22 protein-coding genes and 1 tRNA gene are annotated in these 23,505 nt (G+C 63.6%); 14 read left to right on the top strand and 9 right to left on the bottom strand.

The features are described from left to right. The first annotated feature begins 1 nt into the window (after position 1). The 5 genes from bioA (at position 2) to ACP8LP_RS07165 (ending at position 5,018) form a co-directional block, all read left to right on the top strand. Positions 2-1,339 carry an adenosylmethionine--8-amino-7-oxononanoate transaminase gene (gene bioA, locus ACP8LP_RS07185; protein ID WP_063279690.1) on the top strand — a complete coding sequence of 446 codons (1,338 nt, stop codon included), beginning with the start codon at positions 2-4 and terminating at the stop codon, positions 1,337-1,339. After that, positions 1,336-2,040: a dethiobiotin synthase gene (gene bioD, locus ACP8LP_RS07180; RefSeq protein WP_016667461.1), complete on the top strand. Its 705-nt coding sequence runs from the start codon at positions 1,336-1,338 to the stop codon at positions 2,038-2,040. Before bioA ends, bioD begins: the two co-directional genes overlap by 4 nt. Further along, on the top strand, positions 2,037-3,407 hold the full coding sequence (locus ACP8LP_RS07175) for an APC family permease (RefSeq protein WP_063279691.1): 1,371 nt from the start codon (positions 2,037-2,039) through the stop codon (positions 3,405-3,407). Before bioD ends, ACP8LP_RS07175 begins: the two co-directional genes overlap by 4 nt. A gap of 167 nt (positions 3,408-3,574) precedes the next feature. Beyond that, a tRNA-Ile gene (locus tag ACP8LP_RS07170) sits at positions 3,575-3,648 on the top strand. Between the two features lie 335 nt (positions 3,649-3,983). After that, a complete protein-coding gene (locus ACP8LP_RS07165; protein WP_016667463.1) occupies positions 3,984-5,018 on the top strand; it encodes an esterase/lipase family protein in 1,035 nt (344 codons plus the stop codon). Between the two features lie 146 nt (positions 5,019-5,164). On the opposite strand, the gene ACP8LP_RS07160 is transcribed toward ACP8LP_RS07165, so the two are convergent. Both ACP8LP_RS07160 and ACP8LP_RS07155 read right to left on the bottom strand, forming a co-directional pair. After that, a complete protein-coding gene (locus ACP8LP_RS07160) occupies positions 5,165-5,962 on the bottom strand; it encodes an HAD hydrolase family protein (protein WP_016667464.1) in 798 nt (265 codons plus the stop codon). Continuing rightward, on the bottom strand, positions 5,962-6,882 hold the full coding sequence (locus tag ACP8LP_RS07155) for a hypothetical protein (protein WP_063279692.1): 921 nt from the start codon (positions 6,880-6,882) through the stop codon (positions 5,962-5,964). Before ACP8LP_RS07155 ends, ACP8LP_RS07160 begins: the two co-directional genes overlap by 1 nt. Before the next feature lie 151 nt (positions 6,883-7,033). On the opposite strand from ACP8LP_RS07155, the gene ACP8LP_RS07150 reads away from it, so the two are divergent. The 6 genes from ACP8LP_RS07150 to ACP8LP_RS07125 all read left to right on the top strand — a co-directional run bounded on the left by ACP8LP_RS07150 (position 7,034) and on the right by ACP8LP_RS07125 (position 12,486). Beyond that, positions 7,034-8,158, top strand: a complete 1,125-nt coding sequence (locus ACP8LP_RS07150; protein ID WP_016667466.1) for an AAA family ATPase — start codon at positions 7,034-7,036, stop codon at positions 8,156-8,158. A 48-nt stretch (positions 8,159-8,206) separates the two neighbouring features. Then, entirely contained in the window at positions 8,207-9,211 is a 1,005-nt protein-coding gene (locus ACP8LP_RS07145; RefSeq protein WP_171023463.1) for a DUF58 domain-containing protein, read from the top strand. Further along, positions 9,208-10,182, top strand: a complete 975-nt coding sequence (locus ACP8LP_RS07140; protein WP_016667468.1) for a VWA domain-containing protein — start codon at positions 9,208-9,210, stop codon at positions 10,180-10,182. The genes ACP8LP_RS07145 and ACP8LP_RS07140 overlap by 4 nt, the downstream gene beginning before the upstream one ends. Further along, entirely contained in the window at positions 10,173-11,135 is a 963-nt protein-coding gene (locus tag ACP8LP_RS07135) for a VWA domain-containing protein (RefSeq protein ID WP_016667469.1), read from the top strand. The genes ACP8LP_RS07140 and ACP8LP_RS07135 overlap by 10 nt, the downstream gene beginning before the upstream one ends. A 54-nt stretch (positions 11,136-11,189) precedes the next feature. Next, positions 11,190-11,909 carry a YggS family pyridoxal phosphate-dependent enzyme gene (locus ACP8LP_RS07130; RefSeq protein ID WP_016667470.1) on the top strand — a complete coding sequence of 240 codons (720 nt, stop codon included), beginning with the start codon at positions 11,190-11,192 and terminating at the stop codon, positions 11,907-11,909. A 73-nt stretch (positions 11,910-11,982) separates the two neighbouring features. Further along, positions 11,983-12,486, top strand: a complete 504-nt coding sequence (locus ACP8LP_RS07125) for a DUF3145 family protein (protein WP_063279693.1) — start codon at positions 11,983-11,985, stop codon at positions 12,484-12,486. A 61-nt stretch (positions 12,487-12,547) separates the two neighbouring features. On the opposite strand, the gene ACP8LP_RS07120 is transcribed toward ACP8LP_RS07125, so the two are convergent. The 6 genes from ACP8LP_RS07120 to ACP8LP_RS07095 form a co-directional block, all read right to left on the bottom strand. Next, the gene (locus ACP8LP_RS07120) at positions 12,548-13,822 is read right to left on the bottom strand and encodes a beta-ketoacyl-[acyl-carrier-protein] synthase family protein (protein WP_016667472.1); all 1,275 of its coding nucleotides are present in this window, start codon (positions 13,820-13,822) and stop codon (positions 12,548-12,550) included. 72 nt (positions 13,823-13,894) lie between these two features. Then, positions 13,895-14,140, bottom strand: coding sequence for an acyl carrier protein (locus ACP8LP_RS07115; RefSeq protein ID WP_004811613.1), 246 nt, complete (start codon positions 14,138-14,140; stop codon positions 13,895-13,897). A gap of 81 nt (positions 14,141-14,221) precedes the next feature. Next, positions 14,222-15,220 (bottom strand): beta-ketoacyl-ACP synthase III, encoded by a 999-nt coding sequence (locus ACP8LP_RS07110; protein WP_016667473.1) that lies wholly within the window; start codon positions 15,218-15,220, stop codon positions 14,222-14,224. After that, positions 15,217-16,089 (bottom strand): ACP S-malonyltransferase, encoded by an 873-nt coding sequence (locus ACP8LP_RS07105; RefSeq protein ID WP_063279709.1) that lies wholly within the window; start codon positions 16,087-16,089, stop codon positions 15,217-15,219. Before ACP8LP_RS07105 ends, ACP8LP_RS07110 begins: the two co-directional genes overlap by 4 nt. A gap of 187 nt (positions 16,090-16,276) precedes the next feature. Next, positions 16,277-17,191, bottom strand: coding sequence for a 2-dehydropantoate 2-reductase (locus ACP8LP_RS07100; protein ID WP_063279694.1), 915 nt, complete (start codon positions 17,189-17,191; stop codon positions 16,277-16,279). Further along, entirely contained in the window at positions 17,188-17,553 is a 366-nt protein-coding gene (locus ACP8LP_RS07095; protein WP_016667476.1) for a NifB/NifX family molybdenum-iron cluster-binding protein, read from the bottom strand. Before ACP8LP_RS07095 ends, ACP8LP_RS07100 begins: the two co-directional genes overlap by 4 nt. Before the next feature lie 157 nt (positions 17,554-17,710). On the opposite strand from ACP8LP_RS07095, the gene ACP8LP_RS07090 reads away from it, so the two are divergent. Next, positions 17,711-19,156, top strand: a complete 1,446-nt coding sequence (locus ACP8LP_RS07090) for a sugar porter family MFS transporter (RefSeq protein ID WP_484483058.1) — start codon at positions 17,711-17,713, stop codon at positions 19,154-19,156. A gap of 19 nt (positions 19,157-19,175) precedes the next feature. Here ACP8LP_RS07090 and ACP8LP_RS07085 read toward each other — a convergent pair whose 3' ends face one another. Further along, a complete protein-coding gene (locus ACP8LP_RS07085; protein ID WP_171023464.1) occupies positions 19,176-20,279 on the bottom strand; it encodes a PucR family transcriptional regulator in 1,104 nt (367 codons plus the stop codon). Between ACP8LP_RS07085 and ACP8LP_RS07080 the strand changes: the two genes are divergently transcribed. Both ACP8LP_RS07080 and aceE read left to right on the top strand, forming a co-directional pair. Next, a complete protein-coding gene (locus ACP8LP_RS07080; RefSeq protein WP_256998299.1) occupies positions 20,278-20,406 on the top strand; it encodes a hypothetical protein in 129 nt (42 codons plus the stop codon). The two genes, ACP8LP_RS07085 and ACP8LP_RS07080, sit on opposite strands and share 2 nt — an antisense overlap. Before the next feature lie 238 nt (positions 20,407-20,644). Then, positions 20,645-23,398: a pyruvate dehydrogenase (acetyl-transferring), homodimeric type gene (gene aceE, locus ACP8LP_RS07075; RefSeq protein WP_016667479.1), complete on the top strand. Its 2,754-nt coding sequence runs from the start codon at positions 20,645-20,647 to the stop codon at positions 23,396-23,398. Positions 23,399-23,505: the final 107 nt, after the last annotated feature.

The following is a 23,505-nucleotide window of genomic DNA, read 5'->3' as shown; positions in this document are numbered from 1 at the left end:
TGTGAGTCTTGAACAGCATCTTCTCGAATACGACAGACGTCATGTCTGGCACCCCTATGCTCCGACGGTCGGGGCCGATCCGATGCTTGCCGTCACGGCCGCCGACGGGGTCCGGTTGCAGCTCCATGACGGGGAACACCGCTACGAGGTCATTGATGGCATGGCCTCGTGGTGGTGCCAGATCCATGGTTACCGCAACCCTGTCCTCGACGAGGCCGTGAGCCGTCAGAGTTCCCAGTTCAGCCATGTGATGTTCGGTGGGCTCACTCACCAGGCAGCCGTCGACGCCGTCAAGGCCCTCGTCGACCTCGCCCCGGAACCGTTGGATCGGGTCTTCCTGGCCGACTCCGGCTCGGTGGGTGTCGAGGTGAGCCTCAAATTGGCTCGTCAGGTGCAAATTGCGCGCACTGCTGCGCGTGGCGGTACCCTCACCCGTACTCGTATCGCCGCCCTGCGTGGTGCCTACCACGGAGACACCCTCGGTGCCATGAGCGTGTGCGACCCGGTCGGCGGCATGCACGCCATGTTCTCCGACTCGATTCCCCGGCAGCTCTTCCTGCCTCGCCCGCCCTCCTTCGATGCCGATGTCGATGCCGTCGAGACCTGGTGCGACCAGACCGATGATATTGTCGACGCCCACCGCGACGAGCTGGCCGGCATCATCGTCGAGCCGATCCTGCAGGGGGCGGGCGGCATGTGGCCGTGGTCTCCGGCATGTCTGAAGCACCTCCGCCAGCGCGCTGACGATCTGGACCTCGTTCTCATCGCTGACGAGGTCGCCACCGGATTCGGTCGTACCGGAAAGCTCTTCGCCTGTGAGTGGGCCGACATCGTCCCCGACATCATGGTCGTCGGGAAGTCCATGACCGGCGGGTACATGACCCAGTCGGCCGTGCTGTGCTCCGACGAGCTCGCCACCGAGGTCAGTCGAGGCCCGGGCGGGTCCCTCATGCACGGGCCGACCTTCATGGGCAACCCACTGGCCAGCGCTGTCACCGCGGCCAGCCTGGGCATCGTCGCCCAGGGCGGATGGCAGGACGATGTCGCCCGGATCAACGAGGTCATGTCCCGCGAGCTGACCCCGCTGCGGGACCTCGACGGTGTCACCGACGTGCGCGTCTTCGGAGCCATCGCAGCTGTTCAGGTCGACAGCCCGATCGCCATGAGACGAGCCACCCGTACCGCCGTCGAGAACCAGGTGTGGTTGCGCCCCTTCCGCGACCTCGTCTACGCCATGCCGCCCTACATCTGCACCGAGGACGACCTGGTGGGGATGGCTGCCGGAATGCGGGCAGTCGTCACCGATCAGCTGACACACACGTCATTGGAGGAGTCATGAAGATCACCGATCTGGACGGAATCGTCATCGTCACCGGAACCGACACCGATGCCGGCAAGACCGTCACGACGGCCGTCATCGCCTCGGCCCTGAAGCAGGCCGGCAAGGACGTCCTCATCGTCAAGCCCTACCAAACCGGTTTGGCCCCCGAGGAACCCGGCGACGTCCATGACGCAGGACGTCTGGCAGGAATTGATTCCGAGAATCTGCTCGAGTACGCGCGCTGTCCTGAGCCGCTGGCCCCGACGACGTCGGCTGCCCGCGCTGGGATGACGATTCCTTCCATCGAGGAGGTCGCGGCGCGAGTCCTTGTCGACTCCGACGGTTACGACGTCACTCTCGTCGAAGGCGCAGGGGGAGTTCTCGTCGGTCTGGACAACGACGGAGCCGGTGTCCTCGATCTCATGGATTCCCTGGCACGCCGTGGACACGAGCCCCACGTGGTCGTCGCGACCCGCTCGGTGCTGGGCACCCTCAACCACACCGGACTGACCTGCAATGCGATCCGCGATCGCGGCCACCAGGTCGACGCCATCATCATCGGGTCCTGGCCGGCCGAGCCCGACCTGGCCGAGAGGTGCAACCTCGAGGAGATCGAGGATGCTGCCGGAGCCCCATTGGCTGGAGTCATTCCGGCCGGCATTGGGAAAGACCCCGGCGCCGTTCAGCGGACGGCCCTGACACTGGGAGAAACTCAGTGAGCGTAACCCTCGCCCCCGACTCCCAGTTGGAGGACCTGGGCTACCAGCCCAGTCTGAACCGTCAGCTTCCCCTCGGTTCGCTGTTGGTCTACGGACTGCTCTTCTTCGTCCCGATGGCCCCGGTCGCCGTCTTCGGCCCGGTGGTTAACCGCTCCGGTGGGGTACCGGTGCTGGTGTACCTGGTGGCCGCTGCCGTCATGGGACTCTCGGCCATCAGCTATCGCGAGATGGCCCTGCGCTTTCCAGTTGCCGGATCGGTGTACGGGTACACCCGGTTCTCCCTGGGGCGATTCCCCGGGTTCATCGCCGGATGGCTCATCCTGCTTGACTACATCCTCATGCCTTCCTTGTTGACGGTGCTCTCGGCCGTCGCCCTGGCCCACATCTGGCCCAGCGTCCCGACGGGAATCTTCGCCGTGGTCTTCGTGCTGGCCTCCATGGCCCTCAACCTGCAAGGGGCGACGGTCACCACCCGGGTTGGCCTCGTCCTGCTGGCCATCCAGTTGGTGACGATCGCCGTCTTCCTGGTGTGCGTCGGGCAAGGGTTGGCCAGTGGCGACGTGGCGTGGAGTTGGCATGCCCTGTGGCGTCCGGGGACGTCGTGGGTGTCGGTGGCCTCGGCGGTGTCCATAGCCGCGCTGAGCTACCTCGGTTTCGACGCTGTCGCCACCCTGAACGAGGAGGCCCGTGGGGGAGGCCGAGCCGTCGGCATCGTCACCCTCCTCCTCGTCGGCCTGCTCGCCGTCCTCTTCGGGGTGCAGGTGTTGGCCGCCGGTCTGGTCTCTGACACCATGCACTTCGCTCCCGGCGGGGCGACCGATCGGGCCTTCTACCGCACCGTCGATCAGGTGTGCCCGGGCTGGTTCACCTCGATCTTCACCGTCGTCAATGCCTTCGTCGCCATCTTCGCCTGCCTGGTCGTCGCCCATTCGTCGACGGCCCGGCTGGTCTTCGCCATGGCTCGTGACAAGGTGATGCCCTCGGTGCTCTCGCGCACCAGTTCCAAGGGTGTGCCGTGGGTGGCCACCGTTGTCGTCGCCACCGTCACCGTCATCCTGGCCGTCACCTTCGCCTCCCACGTCGAGACGATGACGACCCTGGTGACCTTCGGTGCGCTGTCGAGCTACGTCTTCCTGCATGCTGACGTCATTGCCCAGTGCGTGTTCAAGGAGGGCTCACGCAAGTGGATGCGTCACCTCGTCGTCCCGATCCTGGGTGCCCTGACCCTGCTCATCGCCCTGGCGAAGACCGAGGAGATGACGCGGATCGTGGGCCTCAGCTGGCTCGCGGCTGGTGTCATCGGTGCGATCATCGCTCGGGCGCACAGGTCACGTCAGGCTGGGAAACTGGCCTCACATCAGGCGTAATTCCGCCCCGAAGAGGCCGCTCATCGCCCACGAGAGAGGATGTTCGCGGGGACGGTGGGTGGTGAAAAGTGTTGGCGACGGCTGGCACGAAGCACGGTCACATAGCCATAACGGGACCGAGGAGGATGCTGCCATCAGCATAACCCGGTAAGGTGATCATTCGTCTCGGGGCGTTAGCTCAGCCGGTCAGAGCAGGGGACTCATAATCCCTGGGTCGCGGGTTCGAGCCCCGCACGCCCCACTCCATCCGATCCTGCAATTTGCCCGGGCAGCTCGCCACTGCGGTTATGGGTTCCGCGGCGTCGAGGTGTGAAATCGTCCGTCGAACCCGGAGCGAAGATGATGGGGGCGGTCATTCATTCGCATGATGAAATGAATTATTCAACCGGATGTTCAGATGTCAGTTAAATGACACATATGAGCCTACCGTGAAGCGAAAAACTGTGCATTGAGATGCCGTTGTGCTGCACAATTGGTCGTTTTGGCAATGGTGTACTGAAATGCACCATCCCCTCGGTAGCGTGATCGTCGCCTGGGCATAGGAGCCAGGTTATTGATCGACAAGGAGTGTCATTCATGAGATCTACCAAGCTACGTAGGTCGGTTCTTGCCGTCCTCACTGCGGCAGCTACTGCGCTACCGATGACGATGGCAGCCGGCACCTCATGGGCTACGGACTCGGGAATCACTCCCGATCATCCCGGTGGCGTCGCTGCTCCGCACAGCCCGGATGGCGTTCCGTCGAGTGGCACGGGGCCGCAGTTTCGCACCTGGCCGGTGGCTTCCCAGTATTCACACGCGCATGTGGGTACGAATCCAAAGGGAGCTAACGATTTCACGTGTAAGCCTGCGCCAGGTACTCGACCCGTCGTCCTCATCCCTGGTACCGGTGAGGACGCATTCGCCACGTGGTCATATTACGCGCCGGAGCTCAAATTGGCCGGTCTGTGCGTATTCACCTTCAACTACAACATTCAAACGAACCCTGATCGCGAATGGGCTGCCACCGCTGGCGACATTCGTTCCAGTGCCGCGTTTCTGGCCCACTACGTTGAGAAAGTACGGGCCGCGACCGGAGCCGAAAAGGTTGACCTGGTGGGGCATTCCCAGGGTGGAGGCCCCCTCCCTCGTGCCTATATCAAGTGGTTTGGAGGAGATCAGGTCGTCAACCATCTGATTGGTCTCGTCCCCTCCAATAAAGGCACCAGTGTCTACGGTTTGGCTACTTCCGTTGGCCTCGACCGGCCCGGAAGCCTGAGCGCTCGGGCTTTGCAGAACTATGCGGATAAACACAACTATGAGTCGCTTCCGCAGCAGCTTGCGGGCTCTCGCTTCCTGGGTGAACTCAATGACGGTGGGATGACCGCACCGGGTGTCCGGTACACCGTCATCAGTACCAAGTATGACGATGTGGTGACTCCATACACCAACGCATTCATCCGTGAGCCTGGAGTAACGAATATCACCATGCAATCAGTGTGTGCCAAGGACCACACGGATCATTTCGGGTTCACCTATGACCCCGTTGCCTTCCAGGTCGTCTTCAACACGTTGCTTCCTGACAAGGCCAAGGCCATCCGCTGCGTATACGTGCCGGGGTACATCCAGTGATCGTTATCGCTGTTGCTCCATTGGTGTGATGAGTCCTGTTCGCGCTGGTTGCCATCCTGGCAGCCAGCGCGAACGATGTCATGGTGGTGGTCGAGTGCTATGACTCATAAGTATGAGGGGCTGCACTGGATTGGCCATGACGCGAATTAACCCAGCAAAATACGTATCTGTCGTCCTACCGCAGACTCGTCATGGTTTCCGATGATGGGGAATCCACGATCACGCAATATTGGGTGGGCGTCCGAGACAACATACGGATGTCCCACTAACTCCAGCATGGTGAGATCGTTGGGCATATCACCAAAAGCTGCGGCGTCAGATGGGTCAATGCCGAGATCTTGACAGACCTGGGCCAACGCCATTCCCTTCGAAACCCCGGGAGCCGCGATCTCCACGAGACCGTTCGTCATGGTGGCGGAAAAAGTCGCTGTGCCGCGGTCGCCCACGATGGGATTGACGACGTCGAAGAGCTTGTCGCTGGGGAAGTTGAAGGTACGCACCAACAGCTTGACGATGCGGCGATCGGCTCCAAGGTAGTTCTCGATCGGTCCCTCGCCGTCCGGAGGGCCGCCAATCTGCCAGCGATCGAATCCCTCGTCGGCGAACCACTGGGTGGCCTCCTCGGTGCAGAACAGAGCTTCAGGCAGGGCCTCGCGGACATCGGCAATGATCTCGGCGACGCGGGTGGGGCTCATGAAGATGTCGTGGAGGACCTCGCCGGTCGTGGCATCGACGCTCACCGCCCCATTTGAGGCCAGCAGGGTCGGATGGATTGAGCGGAACGGGTCGAGAACCGTCAACCAGCGGTAGGGCCGTCCAGTGGCGAAGACGACGTGGACCCCCGCCTCGGCCGCAGCGAGCATCGCCTCGGTGTTCTCGGCGCTGGGCATCTTGTCAGCGCCCAGAAAGGTGCCGTCCAAATCAGTGGCAATGAGTGAGACCATCACAACCTTCCTCGCCCGGTCGGAGATCCCGACGACGTACCGGTGCCGGCTCCCGGCGACTGCATCGACGGGGTGCGCGACGGACTCCTTGATGGGTTGTTCGACATGCTCGGCGATGCGCTCCTACCCGTTGACGGGGACTGCGACTCGCTCGGCGTGGCACTGTTCGACCCGCTGCTGTTCGACGGAGACGCGCTCTGGCTCGATCCTTGGCTCGGGCTGGGGCTCGAAGAACTGTTGGCAGAACTACTCGACGAGGCCGAGGTCGGAACCGGTGGAGGCGGGGGAGTGGGCGGCACGTTCTGGAACAACAGCACCGCGATGAGTAGACCAGTCAGGGCGATGAAGATTGTGAGCAGCCATGCCACCACAGTCGTCGACCAGCCGACCCTGTCACGACGACCCGGCCACGGCAGCGGCCAGGCGCGCACCCGGCCGGGAAGGGTGTCGTCGATCCAGTGCAACCGGAAATTCGGGCCTGCAACTGACGATCCCGAGAGGGCCGACATGTCGACGGCCTCCAGGATGCGTCGGGTCTCGGCCACCGCTGCTGCCGACCCGTCATAGACCAAGGCCACCCACGGGGCCAGGGACTCACCGCCAGCCCCGCCCGGACCAGTCACAGGGCGGTACAACTCGCCCAAGCGTCCAGAGTTCTGTCCCGCACCACCGCGAGCGATGACGGTCTCGGAGTGCAGGTGGTTGACCTCCCCTGCCAACCGGTCCCAGGAAGCTGGATCACTCGCGGCGCCATGGGACAACAGAATGATGAGGACGGCCTGGCCGTCGTCGTCATGGGCCCGGAACACAGTGCCCGAGGGCATCGCGAGAACACGGACATCGAGCCAGAACTCGTCGATCCTCGGTGGGTCGCACGGTTCCAGGGGCAGGGCCTCGATGGGCCACGGGTTACTCGACATCGCCCACCATCTCACCACATTCCAGCCGTGACCTCCGAACGGCAGGCGTTCGCGCTTGGTGATTTCTCACCGTTCTTGGGCTGCGGCACTCTGACGGTATCGTGAGTGCGGGCCCGTCACGGGTTATGCGCAAGCCAGGCAGGAGACGTTAGTGAGCACCCAGCACTACTCGGATGGTCAGGACATCGGCAAGGGCAACCAGGATGCCCCGATGTCCAATGACGAGGCCGCTCGCCTCATCGGGCAGGCCATCGGGCAGGTCCAGCGGGTCATCGTCGGCCAGGAGCGCATGGTCGAACAGCTCATGGTCGGTGTGTTGGCCAGGGGCCACATCCTTCTGGAAGGTGTCCCCGGTGTCGCCAAGACCTTGGCGGTGCGCTCTTTCGCGACGGTCCTCGGCGGTGACTTCGCCCGAGTGCAGTTCACCCCGGACCTCGTCCCCTCCGACATCGTCGGCACCCGCATCTACTCGGCCTCCAAGGAGACTTTCGACATCGAGCTCGGCCCGGTCTTCGTCAACTTCGTGCTGGCCGACGAGATCAACCGAGCTCCGGCCAAGGTCCAGTCGGCGATGCTCGAGCTGATGGCCGAGAAACAAGTGTCCATCGCAGGACAGACCTTCCCGGCCCCGCACCCCTTCAGCGTCATCGCCACCCAGAACCCGGTGGAGTCCGAGGGCGTTTACCCGCTTCCGGAAGCCCAGCGCGACCGTTTCCTGCTCAAGATCGACGTTCCTTACCCGCGAGGCAACGAGGAGTTCGAGATCCTGCGCCGGATGAGTGTCAAGGCTCCCGAGCCCCAGCAGGTGCTGACTCCCGAGACCGTCACAGCCCTGCAGGACATGGCCTCCGACGTCTTTGTCCACAACCTCGTCGCTGAATACGTGGTTCGGCTGGTGCTGGCCACCCGTAATCCGGGCGATTTCGGGATGCCGGACCTCGCCAACGTGATCCAGATCGGCTGCTCTCCGCGCGCCACCCTCGGTCTGATTGCCGCTGCGCGTGCCCTGGCCCTCGTTCATGGTCGTGACTACGTCCTTCCCACCGACGTCCAGGCCGTCGCCGTCGACGTCATGGCCCACCGGCTGGTGCTCAGCTTCGACGCCATAGCCGACAACGTTTCGGCCTCGGACGTCATCGAGCGGGTTGTCGCCATGGTTCCGCCGCCCACCCCTGTATGGAACGAGGAGCAGCGCCAGGCCGCCCATCAGCAGCACAGCTATCCCGACGACCTGAGCCAGTACCCCGCACCGACGACTCCGCCTGTCCAGCACTGAGGCGTCCTCATGACGCGACCGACATTCCGCGACCCGCAGCCACCGTCGGTGGCGCAGACCCTGGTGAGTCCGCCCACCGGGGCGACCCTGCCGCTCAACCAGCTCGCCCCCGAGGCTGCGCTGCGCCGATTGGAGCTGACGATCGTGCGTCGTCTGGAGGGTTTCCTGCACGGTGACCATCTCGGTCTGCTCCCGGGCACCGGGGCTGACGTCAATGATGCCCGCCCCTACGAGCCCGGCCAGGACGACGTGCGCATGATGGACTGGGCCGTCACCGCTCGTACCACCGTTCCACATGTGCGAGAGACCATTGCTGATCGCGAGCTCGAGGTGTGGGCCCTGCTGGACGTCACCGGGTCGATGAACTGGGGCACCGTGTCCATGACCAAGCGTGATCTGGGGATCGCAGCGGTTGCCACCATCGGATTCCTGTCTCAACGGATGGGGGACCGATTCGGTGGCCTCATCATGCGCCCTGATTCAGTGCGTCGTCTGCCAGCGCGCTCTGGCAGAACTGCCCTCTACGGCTTGTTGCGCTCGATGCTGACCGAACCGATCGTCGCCGACAATGCAGCTGGTGACATGACCCTGGCCAAGGGGATCGAGAACCTGGCTGCGTCGGGCCGACGCCGAGGCATGAAGGTGGTCGTCTCGGACTTCCTCTCCCCGGGCGACAACACCCTCGACCCCAACAATCGCCCCGACTGGGAACGGTCCCTGCGAAGGCTCTCGGTGCGCAACCAGGTGCTGTGCATCGAGGTCGTTGACGCTGCCGAGGTTCATTTCCCCGACGTGGGTGATGTCATGGTGCGAGATCCAGAAACTTCCTTCGCCCACTATGTCGATACCGCCGACAAGGCCACCCGGGAGCGCATGGATGCAGCCTCCCGGGCTCAGCGCGAGCGGGTCGCGGCTGCCATTCGACGAGCTGGAGCCGGTCATCTGCAATTACGCACCGACTCCGACTGGGTCACCGACATTGCCCGCTTCGTGCTCGGGTACCGCCGCACTGCGGCGATCCTGCATCAGCCTCCGCAGGGGGTGACGAAATGACGCCATTGTTCCTGGGCCTGCCTGAGGTCAAGACCCCGTGGGTCCTGTGGCTGCTGTTGATCATCCCGGCGCTGTTGATCTTCTACATCTGGGCCCTGCACCGCAGCCGCTCAACCGCGATGAGGTTCACCAACACCGCGATCCTCGGCTCGGTGATGAGCAGACAGCCGCAGTGGAAGAGACACATCGCCGTTGCTGCCGCGCTGCTGTGCCTGGCGACGACCACCTTCGCGTGGGCCCGTCCGATGGGCATCGAGAAGGTGCCGCGCGATCGCGCCACGATCGTGGTCGCCATCGACGCCTCCTTGTCTATGAAGGCTGAGGACGTCTCGCCCAATCGTCTCGCAGCTGCCAAGGCCAAGGCCAAGGGCTTCATCAACAGTCTTCCGGAGGGGTTCAACGTCTCGGTGGTGAGCATCTCCGATCATCCCGAGATTCGGATGCCCCCGTCGACCGACCGCCCCACCGTGCTGCGTGCCGTCGACGGTATTGACCTGCAGGACGGTACCGCTCTCGGCGGGGCCATCGACAAGTCCATCGAGGCTGTCAAGATGGCTCCGGGAGCCAAGGACTCCAAGGATCCCATTCCGGCAGCGATCGTCATGCTCAGTGACGGCGGCAACACCCAGGGCGGGTCGCCGATGGTTGCCGCTACTCGTGCTGCCGCAGCCAAGGTGCCGGTGTACACCATTGCCTTCGGCACCGAGACCGGCTACGTCGATCTCGACGGGAATCGGGAAAGGGTCGCTCCCGACACCAAACTCCTGTCAGCCATTGCCGACCGTACCGACGGTCGGTCCTGGTCTGCGGACTCGGCTGACAAGCTCCAGGAGGTCTACAAGCAGGTGCACTCCTCGGTGGGTTATGAACCGGTGAAGAAGGAGGTGACGTCGACCTGGGCCTTCTACGCCTTCTGCTTCGCCGTCGTCTCCGGGCTGGCGACACTGTCAGTGGCGGTGAGATGGACATGATGACCCTCATCGCATTCGGACGTCCGGGACGACTGTGGTGGCTGGTGGTGCCGTTCGCCTTCCTCGTCGTCTACCTCATCGTCGTCCTGTGGCGTCGCCAACCTCGCCAGGGCCGCAACGAGCTGAAGAGGTTGCTGCCCAGCTCCCGACCGTGGAAGCAGCATCTGGCGATGGGGTTGTCGGTGGTGTCGATGGCGACCATGGTGCTGGCGTTCGCCCAGCCGAAGGCCTATCACGAGGTGCCACGCGACCGAGCGACGGTCGTCGTCGCCATTGACGTCTCACGGTCCATGGTCGCCACCGACGTCGACCCCTCCCGCCTGTCAGCGGCCAAGACCGCCGCCAAGGATTTCCTGGGCGATCTGCCGCCACGATTCAATGTCGCCCTGGTGAAGTTCGCCGCCTCGGCCCAGATCGTCGTCCCTCCCACCACAGATCGGGCTGCGGTGTCGACTGCGATCACCAACCTCCAGGTGATGCCGTCCACCGCGATTGGTGAGGGGATTTACTCCTCCCTCAATGCCTTGAAGCTGGTGCCGGACGACCCGAAGCGTCCCGGACAGAAGCCTCCCTCGGCGATCGTGCTGTTGTCCGACGGTGCCACCAATGTCGGGCGTCCGTCCCTCGAGGCGGCCACGGATGCCGGACGCGAGCACGTCCCGGTGTACACCATCGCTTACGGCACTGCCGGTGGATATGTCGTCGAGGGTGGTCAGCGTCAGCCCGTTCCCGTCAACCACTATGAGTTGGCTGCGGTGGCGAAGGCCTCGGATGGCGAGAAGTTCTCCGCGGAATCGTTGGGTCAGCTCTCCGACGTCTATAAGTCGATCGCCCAGTCAGTCGGTTACGAGAAGGTCTTCGGGGAGGTCTCCGACAAATATGTCGGCGTCGCCCTCGTCCTCATGGTCTTGACGGCTGCTTCCGTCGTTACTCTGTGTGCCCGTTGGCCCTGATTACTCGTCCCGACCGGGAGTAGATTCTTCGACGTCTTCGCAGAAGGAGTTCCCATGAGCGTGGCCGACAATCTGATGGCTGTACGTACCCGCATCGACGACGCCTGCCGGGCCTGTCATCGCGACCCCGACGAGGTGTCCCTTCTTCCGGTGTCCAAGACCAAGCCGCCGAGCATGGTGGAGGAGGCATATCAGGCGGGGTACCGACTCTTCGGGGAGAACAAGGTGCAGGACGCCTTGGCGAAGTCGGAACTCATGGACGCCGATCACCCCGGGCTGGGGTGGGCCATCATCGGCGGTCTGCAGACCAACAAGGCCAAGTATGTCGCCCGGTTCGCCACCGAGTTTCAGGCCCTGGACTCCCCCAAGGTGGCCCGCGAGCTCGACAAGAGGTTGCAGAAGGAGGGGCGCCAACTTCGGGTGCTGGTGCAGGTGAACTCCTCGGCCGAGCCCCAGAAGTCCGGTATCGCTCCAGAGGAGGCCATCGACTTCGCCAAGGAGCTGGCGGCCTTCGACTCCCTCGACGTGCGAGGCCTCATGACGGTGGCCCTCAACAGCCCCGACCCGAAGGCAGTGGCCGACTGCTTCGACGTCGTTGTCGGAGTGCAGGAGAAGTTGCGTCAGGAGGTCAACGAGGTCTCCGACTGGGCAGAACTGTCCATGGGGATGTCGGGGGATCTGGAAATCGCGGTCGCCCACGGATCCACCCAGGTGCGTATCGGCACCGACATTTTCGGTGCCAGGACCGATCCCGCGGAGATCTGGCGTCCCTGAACCCGGTCGTCTATGGTTGAGATGTCCATCCGTACCGCTGCAGGGGAAGGCACGTGGTACCGGGAGGACGACCGTGGAAACAACACAGCTGGCCAGTGGAACTCTCTTCATCCACTCGGCACCGACGGCATTGCGCAGCCACATCGAATGGGCCGCCGATGCCGCTTTCGCCATACCCGCGCCGCTGCGCTGGACCAGCCAGCCGGTGGAACCCGGGACGTGGCGTGCAGAGACGCCGTGGCGCGGGGACGTCGTCGATGCCGGCAAGTTCATTTCCACCCTGGCGGCATGGCAGCGGGTACGCGTCGAGATGACGGTGGAAACCGGCGCCGTTCCGCATCGTTGGAGTCTGACACCGAGCCTGGGTATTTTCTCCGCCCACACGGACGAGGCCGGCTCGGTTCTCGTCGACGAGATGAGACTACGAGCCGCCGTGACCGCGGCACGAAGGACAGGACTTCGTCTCGAGGACGAGATCTGTGACCTGCTTGGTGAACCGTGGGACGTCGAGCTGGAGGCCTACCGGGCCTGTGACCCGTCCCTGGACGTATCGTGGCTTGCTCGCGAGGTCGGCTGACTCCTGAGACATGACGAGGCCCCGGTCACACGAACGGTGACCGGGGTCTCGTGCGATTGAATCAGCGGGTGGCGTTGGCGTTGGTGAACGCCAGGGTGACGTTGTGTCCGCCGAACCCGAAGGAGTTATTGAGGGCGACGAGGTCTCCGCCGGGCAGATCAGTCGTCCTGGTGACGATGTTGACCTTGAGCCCTTCCTCGAGCTGGTTGATGTTGATGGTGCCGGGAACCTTGTGGTCCAGCAGGGCCATCACCGACGCGAAGGACTCCAGAGCGCCGGCTCCACCGAGCAGGTGCCCGGTCATCGACTTGGTACCCGTGACGAGCACCTGATCGGTGGCGTCTCCGAGCACCGAGGCGATGGAGTGAGCCTCAGCAGTGTCGCCGAGCGGGGTCGAGGTGGCGTGGGCGTTGACGTGGTTGACGTCAGAGGGGGAAAGCCCAGCCGAGTGGAGAGCCTTGCGCATCGCGGAGGCCTGACCTGAACCGGTCGGATCGGGCTGGACGATGTCGTGGGAGTCGGCGGAGATGCCCGATCCGGCCAGGGTGCCGTAGATCTTGGCACCGCGGGCCTTGGCGTGCTCCTCGGTCTCGATGACCATGATTGCGGCACCCTCACCAATGACGAATCCGTCACGGTCGACGTCCCACGGACGGGATGCGTGCTCGGGGTCGTCATTGCGGGTCGACAGCGCCTTCATCTGGGCGAAGGCGGCTACCGGCAGCGGGTGGATGATGGCCTCGGCGCCACCGACGACAGCGATGTCGGCACGTCCCAGACGAATCTGGTCCAGACCGAGAGAGATGGCCTCCGACGAGGAGGCACAGGCCGACACCGGGGTGTGGACGCCTGCCTTGGCATGTACCAGCAGACCGATGTTGGCGGCCGGCGCGTTGGCCATGAGCATCGGGACGGTGAACGGACTGACCCGCTTGAACCCCTTGTCCTTCTGGATGTCCCACTGGCCGAGCAGCGAGTGCAGACCTCCGATACCGGTGGCGCAGCAGACCACCAGACGCTCGGGGTCGATACCGTTGGAGTCACCGGTCTCGTCGCCGGGCTCGGGAAGCTCCAGGTCGGCGTCGGCCCAGGCCTCCTTGGCTGCCACCAGGGCAAGCTGGCTGGAACGGTCCAGGCGGCGAGCCTGCGGGCGCGGGATGTGGTTCGTCGGCTCGTCCACCGCTGATGCGGCGAACTTGACCGGCACGTCGTCCATCCAGTCGAAGTCCAGGGTGTGCACCCCGTTTCGGCCTTCCAGCAGCCCCTGCCATGTGGTGGGGGCATCGGGTCCCAACGGTGTGGTGGCCCCGAAGCCAGTGATGACGACGTCGCTCATGAGTTCTCCAGTGTCGGTGATGGGTTGGTGCGGGCCGGTGTCCGGGACTCATCCGCCCCGGACACCCTGGAATCAGCCCTTGTGCTCGATGATGTAGTTGACGGCGTCGCCAACGGTCTTAATGTTCTTGGACTCCTCGTCGGGGATCTCGACGCCGAACTTCTCGTCGCAGGCGTAGATGATCTCGACCATGGAGAGAGAGTCGACGTCGAGGTCGTCGACGAAGGACTTCTCAAGGGTGACCTCGGACTGGTCGACACCGGTGATGTCGTTGACGATGTCAGCCATGTCGGCGAGGATCTGGTCTTTGTCGGCCATGATGATTGTTCCTTTTCTCGTGATGTCCCCGGGCCATCGACCCGAAGTGTGTGGGTGGTGTTCGTGCCGTGAATATGGGTCTCAGGGGAGCCGGATGACCTGACCGGCGTACACCAGTCCGGCTCCGAAACCGATGATGAGGGCGAGGTCGCCGCTGTGGGCCTCCCCACGTTGAAGCATACGGTCGATGGCGATCGGCACGGACGCGGCGGAGGTATTCCCCATGTCAGCGATGTCGTGGCAGATGGTCACCGACTCGGGCAGTTTGAGGTGGCGGCAGATGACGTCGGTGATGCGATCATTGGCCTGGTGCGGGATGAAGACGTCGAGGGCTTCGGGGGTGATCCCGGCCGCGGCCACCGCTTCGGCGGAGCGCTTGGCGACGTCGGTCATGGCCCACTTGAAGACCGCGCGGCCTTCCATGTGGATGAGGGGGTGGACCTTTTCGGGATCGGCGCTGGCGCTTGCCCAGTCCTCGATCTCGATGGTCTTGAGCTGGTCAGAGCGCGATCCCCAGATGACCGGACCGATTCCCGGCTCGTCGCTCGCGCCGATGATTGCAGCCCCTGCGCCGTCGGAGAAGAGGAAGGCAGTGGAGCGATCGTCGAGGTTGGTCATCTCGGAGAGCTTCTCGACGCCGATGACGAGCACGTTGTTCGCGGATCCGGTGCGGATCATCGAGTCGGCCAGAGCGGTCGAGTAGCAGAATCCCGCGCAGGCACCGTTGAGGTCGAAGGCTGCGGCGTTGCCCAGGCCGAGCTCGCGAGCGATGTAGGTCGCCAGGCTCGGGGAGGGACGATGATGCGAGACGGTCGCGACGATGATGGCGTCGATCTGCGAGGTCTCGAGGCCGGAGCGCTCAAGGGCGGTACGAGCGGCCTCGGTGCCCATCGACAACACGGTCTCGGATTCGGTACCCCAGCGACGCTCGGTGATACCGGTGCGTTGTTCGATCCACTCCGGGGTGGAGTCGATCATGGTGCACATTTCCTCGTTGGTGACGACCCGCGAACCGCGGACTGACCCGGTGGACAGGAACTGCGAGTACCTGTCGATCGGGCGGGTCTTGATGGCTGTCATGCATTCTCCTTGCCAGCGTGGGCCGCGATGAAATCGCGGGCAGCCGGAATCTGGTCTGGGGTGTTGAGGTTGAACAGCTCAACACCCCCGAGGTTGCGCTTGGCGATACCCGTCAGGGTGCCAGCCGGGGTGAGTTCGAGCATGCCGGTGATGCCGCGCTCGGCCATGGTGCCCATGCACAGGTCCCAACGCACCGGGTGGGCAACCTGGTTGACAAGACGATCAGCGAACTCGCGTCCGTCCGTGACGACGACACCGTCGCGGTTCGACAGCAGGGCCACCGACGGGGTGGTCGTCGGCATGGCCGCGGCGACCTCGCGCAGGCGGTCAACGGCAGGCTCCATGTGAACGGTGTGAAAGGCGCCGGCAACCGAGAGCGGGAAGAGTCGGGTACGAGCCGGAGGCTCAGCGGCGAAGGCCTCGAGTTGCTCGACGGTTCCGGCCGCGACGATCTGACCCTTGCCATTGTGGTTGGCCGGGGTGAGGCCCGCAGCCTCGATGGCCGCCAGGACCTCGTCAGGCTTGCCACCAATGACGGCGGTCATCGAAGTCGCGGTGCGAGAAGCGGCCTCTGCCATGGCGCGGCCGCGCTCACGGACGAGAACCATTGCGGCCTCGGCCGAGAAAGCACCAGCGGCAGCGCCGGCGGCGATTTCGCCGACCGAGTGTCCGGCCAGCAGGTCCGCCTTGGAGAAGATCTCGGGATCGACCGACCATGCGGTCGCCAGCGCGGCGGCGACGAGCAGCGGCTGGGCGACAGCGGTGTCCTTGATGGTCGCCTCGTCGGAGGTCGTGCCGTGGGTCACCAGATCGATGTCGGCCACCGCTGACAACCATGCGAGGTGGTCAGAGAAGGTGGGGTCGGACATCCAGTCCGACAGGAATCCTGGTTTCTGGGCTCCCTGGCCCGGAGCGACGATTGCAAGCACGTTCCCACTTTGCCCCCTGGCAGGCCCTGAGGCGAGACATGGAACCGACGAAGTACCCGGGGTTGCCTTTGTGGGGTTTTCACAAAGGGACAGGGGGGTTCCTCCAAAACCCGGTGTGTGTCTCGAATCAGGTCCGATTGGCGGCCTCCCGGCGTCCCAGCACAGCGGCAAGGACGTCATTGACGGGGGTGTCGACGCCCACCTCGTCACCCAGTCCGGGAACGGCTCCGACCTGGGCGGCATACTCGCTGGGACGACCGGCAAGGATGTCGCGTTGGAATGAGGTCGTCGAGGCAGGATCCTGTCCGGCGAGGAACCTGAGGTTCTTCTCGACGAAGTCGTCGGCGATCTTGGCGCCGTGTCCACGAGCGACATGCACCGTCTCGTCAATGCACCGGGCGAAGATGTCGCGATGGGTGCTGAGTAGGTCGCCCAGAGCGACGTCGAGGACGGCCCCACAGGCTCCCTGGGGAACGACGGAACACATCTTGACCCACAGCGTGGTGGTGATGTCGGCGATGACGGGGGAGACGATGCTGGCCGTCTCGTAGGCAGCTCGCAACTCATCGATGATCGGATTGGGGGAGTCGTCCATCGTCGAGACCTCCAACATGCGAGGTCCGCCCAGATCCATGACGAGGCCTGGCTCGACGATCTTGACCCATTCCCTGCAGACACCGGGGGCCACGTGCTCGGCGCCGATGATCTCGGCCAGCACCCGAGGTGCAATGACGCCATTCTGGGTCGTGACGACGAGGGTGTCGGGTCCCATGAGAGCAGACAGGTGGGTACGAGCGGCACCGGCTACCTGGAAGGTCTTGGTACACATGAGCACGACATCGACCTGTCCGATCTCGGCAGCGTTGTCAGTGGCGGGAACGTCGAGGGTCACCTCGGTGTTGCCGACGATGCGCAGTCCGTGCTCGCGAATGGCTTTCAAGGTCTTGCCACGGGCGACGAAGGAGACGTCGGCCCCGGCGTCGGCCAACACGCCACCGTAGAAAGCGCCGATGGCTCCGGCGCCGATCACAGCTGCTCTCATCGCTCCGCCTCATTCTTGACGGTGGCGCAGGCGGCGACCATCGCCTGTTCGACTGATTCCCGGGCGTCGGGGAGGGTTGCTGGCAGCAGCGGAACCTTCATCGCTGCCAACGTGCGCTGCATCCCCATTCCGGCGTGAGTGGCCACGCATGCCACGACCTCGTGTTCGCGCAGGAAACGGACGATGCGAGCGTGATGACTGCCCTCGGTGCCCTCGTCGTGGAGGCGGTCCCACTCCACCTCGAAGGTCTGCCACTGCGTGACGTGACCGTTGTCATCGACCTGTGCGACGGCCACCATGGGTGCCTTGCCGAACCGGGGCTCCACTGAGCCGTCCGGGCGAACTGGAATCATGACGTTCATAACGTGAGCCTAGCTTCCCGGACGGCAAGTGTGATGGCAAGAGAAACTCGATGCGCGGCGCGGGGAAGCGGGGTGACGACCATTAACTGTAGTGTTAGGGAGCTAGCCGGGTCGGTTATTGCGTGCGTGAAGTTCAGTGCTCGGAGAAAGGGAGTATATGGCGTCGAGTGATCCTGTGCGGGGGAATGTCAAGGCAGGCGGATACGAGACAGATGGTGCCGCGGACGGTAGCCAGATGCGTAGGGCTGTCTTCATGGCGGTGACAGCAGCAGCTCTGGGAATTACCTACGGTTTTGATATTTCTAACACCGCTGCTGCGTTGCAGTTCGTGAAGCGGGACTTTGGTATCTATGGTGCCATCAACACGGCGTCGGTCGTGGGTCAAATAGCTGGCGCTATTCTCGGCGGCCCCATGGCTAATGCCATTGGGCGCAAGAAATCGATGATCATCATTGCCGCTGGCTACACGGTTTTTGCGATTTTGACTGCCATCTCTCCGTCTGCCGGGTCATTCCTTGCGATGCGAGTCCTCCTGGGAATAACTATTGGACTCTCCATTACAGTCGTCCCGGTGTTTATTGCTGAATCCGCTCCGGCGTCGCGGCGTGGCGGGTTGGCGACTGCGTATCAGGTGACGTGCGTTATTGGAATTATTTTGGGTTACCTTGTCGGGTACTTGTTGCTGCCCACGGACACATGGCGTTGGATTCTCGGTGTGGCAGCCGTCCCGGCATTCATCGTTCTGTTGATGCTGTTTCGCACTGAAGAAACTCCGTCGTGGTACATGCTCAAGGGACGAGAGGAGGAGGCTCGCCGTGCAATGGAGCGCATTGAAGTAGCAGAATTGGTTGAGCCAAGCCTCAACGAGACCCGAAACTCATTGTCGTCCCAACCTGCCGGATCTGTGTGGGAACGATTGCGTGAGATGTTCCATGGTGGCATGGCCAGAACCACCATTTTTGCCATTGTACTAGGATTCTCAATCCAGATCACCGGGATCAATGCCACTATTTATTATGCGCCTGGCATCTATTCTCGAATGGGGTTCACGGATACCGCGACGACCTACCTCGTGCCGTCCTTGGTTCAGTTCTTGTCGCTGATAAGTGTTGTCGCCTCCATGCTGGTTATTGACAAGGTGGGGCGTCGGTTTGTACTCATTACAGGAATATCTACGATGATCGCTGCGACGATCATTCTCATCGTGACCTATCTGGTGAGCGGCTTCGAGGGTACCGCAGCCGGTGTTATGGGCCTCATCGGCATGTCCTTGTTTACGATGGGATTCACCTTCGGCTTCGGCTCAATCGTATGGGTTTACGCAGGTGAGATCTTCCCGGCTCGTTACCGGTCACTCGGTGCGTCCTTGGTGCTCACCGCCGACTTGGTCGCCAATGCGATCACTGCTCAACTGGGAGCCGTGATGCTCGACGGCATCGGGCTTGCTGGAACCTTCGGCGTATATGGTGGGCTCCTCGTCCTTGCGCTGCTATTCCTGCTGCGATACGCCCCGGAAACCTCTGGTCGTTCGCTCGAGGAAATCCAGGACTACTGGAACAACGGCGCGAGGTGGCCTGAGACTGAATCATCTTCGATGGCGTGAGCCCTGAGACCGGTTGGCATCAGTTCGTCAGCCGCCCCAAGGTGATCGCCAGTCGTAGTACATAAGCCTCTCGAGGGTCCGATGGGGAATAGCCAGTGACGGCCTGGATCCTCTTGAGGCGGTAGCGCACCGTGTTCGGGTGGATGAACATGGCCCGCCCGGTGCCTTCCACCGAGCAGCCGTGATCGAGGAAGGAGACGGTGGTGTCCATGAGGTCCCCACTCGCGGCGGCCAACGGGGTGTAGACCTCATCGACGAGCCACGCAGTGGCCTCGGCGTCACCGGAGAGAACCTGCTCAGGTAGAAGATCGATGGCAGCCATGACCCGCGGACCCTCCGGCCAGGCTCGCGCGGCTCGGGCTCCTGACAGTGCGGCGCGAGCGGAGGCCGGTGCCAGGGTGAGGTCAGCGACAACCGGTCCGACGACGATGGGGCCGGGCGCAAAATGCTCGGCCAAGGCTTCGGTGGCAGCCACCGCGGCCGGAGCGTCGACGAGTTTCTGACTGGCGAGGATGACGACGAGGCGATCGGACTGCAGGGCGGCCAGCACGGTCATCTGCATCCGTTCCCCGTCGCGACGCAGCACGTGCAGTTCATGCTCAGTGGTCGGGGCACGGCCCACGACGACACACAGATTGATACCGGGACGCCACCCGAGGGTGGAAGCGCGAGAGATGAGCTGCTCGTCGGCGTCGGCGCGGACCACGGCATCGACGACGAGGGATTCCAGTCGCTCGTCCCAGGTGCCGCGGCGCTCGGCGGCTCGGGCATACACCTCGGCGGCTGCGAAAGCGACCTCTCGGGAGTAGTGGACGATGGCGGTACGCAGGACCTGGCGATCTCCGCGTGGCATCTCGGTTTCGATCTGAGTCTCGACGACCTCAATCGTGGTGCGGACCAGCTCGACGGTCTGGTGCAGCGAGATCTTGCGAGTCATGGATCGCGGTGCCACGTCGAAGACGTCGGTTGGGGAGTAGGGCTCGGCGTCGTCGTCAGCAAACCATTGCACGAAGCCGTCGATGCCGGATCGGGCCACGATCGAAATCCACGACCTCTCCTCGGCAGAAAGGTCGCGGAACCAGGAATGACGACGGCCCATCTCCTCGAGGGTGGCGGTTGTCATGGCGGAAGTGCGAGCAGTCAAGCGCTTCGCGATGGCTCGGCGGGTGCGGTCAGAGGGGACGACGGTGCGACCGGTACTCGACGTTCGGCGCGCGGACGTCGGCGCGATGTCATTCCTGGCCACCTGAGCCTCCCCCCGGCGAAACGTCGGACAGTCTAATGGGGATGTGGTTTGGCCGCGATGTCCTTCCTCGCGTCTGCCGTCAAGGCGGGAATTTCGCGCTGAGTCGATTTACGACATCTGCAAGTGACTTTTCTTTCATAACACGACACAATAGGTTGGCGGCGGGCCCTCGGGCTGCCACCTCGAACCGTCACCGGTGACGACGCCGGTAGCGCGTCAACGTCGATGAGAAAGGACCCAGCGTGATCCCACGCGAAGAACGCGGACCAGTCCTCAACGGACTACCGACAACACTGCCTGACATCGATCCCGAGGAGACCCAGGAGTGGATCGAATCCCTCGACAAGATGGTCGAGGCTGACGGTCCCAACCGCGCCCGGATCGTGTTGCTGAAGATGCTGGAGCGGGCTCGTAGCCACGGTCATCTCGGTCTGTCGGCTCTCACCTCCACCGATTACATCAACACCATCGCTGCCGAGGACGAGGAGGAGTACCCCGGCGACGCCGAGATCGAGCGGAACATCCGTCGTCTGCTGCGATGGAACTCCGCCATCACGGTGCATCGCGCTCAGCGTCCCGGTATCGGCGTCGGTGGCCACATCTCCACCTATGCCTCCGCAGTCACCCTCTACGAGGTCGGCCAGAACCACTTCTGGCGTGGACAGGACGCTCCCGGCGGCGGCGACCAGGTCTTCTTCCAGGGCCATGCAGCTCCGGGTATGTATGCCCGCGCCTTCCTGGAGGGACGCCTCAGTGAGGAGGATCTTGACGGGTTCCGTCAGGAGAAGTCGAAGGCTGGTCACGGCCTGCCCTCCTACCCCCACCCGCGCATGCTTCCCGACTTCTGGCAGTTCCCGACGGTGTCAATGGGTCTGGGGCCGATGGACTCCATCTACCAGGCGTCCATGAACAAGTACCTCACCAACCGTGGTGTCAAGGACTGCTCCGACCAGCACGTCTGGGCCTTCCTCGGCGACGGCGAGATGGACGAGCCGGAGTCGCGTGGCTTCCTGCAGGTTGCCGCCAATGAGGAACTCGACAACCTCACCTTCGTCATCAACTGCAACCTTCAGCGTCTGGACGGCCCAGTACGTGGCAACGGCAAGATCGTCCAGGAGCTGGAGGCCGTCTTCCGCGGTGCCGGCTGGAACGTCATCAAGGTCATCTGGGGATCGGGCTGGGATCCGCTGCTGCAGGCTGACCGCGACGGCGCTCTCGTCGACATCATGAACAACACTCGTGACGGCGACTACCAGACCTTTAAGGCCAACGACGGTGCCTATGTCCGTGAGCACTTCTTCGGTCGTGATCCGCGCACCGCCAAGATGGTCGAGAACTGGACCGACGAACAGATTTGGGCGCTGCGTCGCGGTGGCCACGACTATCGCAAGATCTACAACGCCTACAAGGCCGCCACCGAGTTCAGGGGAGCTCCGACCGTGGTGCTCGCCTGCACCATCAAGGGCTACGACCTCGGAACCCACTTCGCGGGCCGCAACGCGACCCACCAGATGAAGAAGCTGGCCCTCGACGACCTCAAGCAGTTCCGTGACCGTCTCGAGATCCCGATCTCCGACAAGGTCCTGGAGGCCGACCCGTACCGCGCCCCGTACTTCCACCCGGGCGCCGACGATGAGCGCATCCAGTACCTCATGGAGCGTCGTCGTGCTCTGGGCGGTTTCGTGCCGGAGCGTCGCTTGAAGTTCACCTCTCTGCCAATCCCGGAGCAGAAGGCCTTCGACGGTGTCAAGCGTGGATCGGGCAAGCAGGAAGTCGCCACCACCATGGCTTTCGTGCGTTTGCTCAAGGATCTCATGCGCGACAAGAACTTCGCCCCGCACGTCGTCCCGATCATCCCTGACGAGGCCCGTACCTTCGGCATGGACTCGTTCTTCCCGACGATCAAGATCTACAACCCGCACGGCCAGAACTACACCCCGGTGGACCACGAGCTCATGCTCAGCTACCGCGAGGCCAGGAACGGCCAGATCCTGCACACCGGCATCAACGAGGCAGGCTCGACGGCTGCCTTCATCGCTGCCGGTTCGGCCTACTCCACCCAGGGCGTGCCGATGGTGCCGATCTACCTGTTCTACTCGATGTTCGGATTCCAGCGCACCGGTGACTCCTTCTGGGCAGCCGGCGACCAGATGTGCAAGGGATTCATCATCGGCGCAACCGCCGGGCGCACCACCCTGACAGGTGAGGGCACCCAGCACATGGACGGCCATTCGCCGATCCTGGCTGCCACGAACCCGGCGGTCGTCTCCTACGACCCGGCCTACTCCTACGAGATTTCCCACATCGTCCAGGCCGGTCTGGAACAGATGTACGGTGAGAACCCCGAGAACGTCATGTACTACCTGACGGTCTACAACGAGCCGATCGTCCAGCCGGCCGAGCCTGAGGGAGTCGACGCCGAGGGCATCGTCAAGGGCATGTACCTGCTGTCGAAGGGTTCCTTCGAGGGTGTTGGTGAGGACGCTCGTCGCGTCCAGCTGTTGGCTTCCGGCGTTGCGGTGCCGTGGGCCCTTGAGGCTCAGAATCTCCTCAAGGACGACTTCGGTGTCGTCGCTGACGTCTGGTCGGTCACCTCGTGGAACAAGCTGCGTCGTGACGCCATGGAGACCGAGGAACACGCCTTCCTGCATCCTGAGCAGGACAAGCGCACCCCGTACATCGTGCAGCGCCTGGCTGATGCCCCGGGCCCGGTCGTCGCGGCCACCGACTACATGCGTCAGGTCCCCGACCAGATCGCTCAGTGGGTGCCGGGAGACTATGCGTCCCTGGGCGCCGATGGGTTCGGGTTCTCCGACACTCGCGCCGCTGCCCGTCGCTTCTTCCACATCGATGGACCGTCCATGGCCGTCCGAGCCCTGCAGATGCTCGCCGAGCGCGGTGAGATTCCGCAGGATTGGCCGGCCAAGGCGGCTGAGAAGTACGACCTTCTCAACGTCAACGCCGGGTCGTCCGGCAATGCCGGCGGCGACGCCTGATCGAATCTGACGACGCGGAGGTCACCCCTGAGGTGGCCTCCGCGTCTCGCATCTGGCACGCTTGTTCCAAGGCGTCTTTCGCGCCAGACGCACATACGTGAGGAAGC

It is taken from the genome of Cutibacterium sp. LaCa_89 (assembly GCF_058177555.1).
Note: the sequence above shows the minus strand (reverse complement) of the source record. Positions and strands in the feature narration are given on the sequence as shown.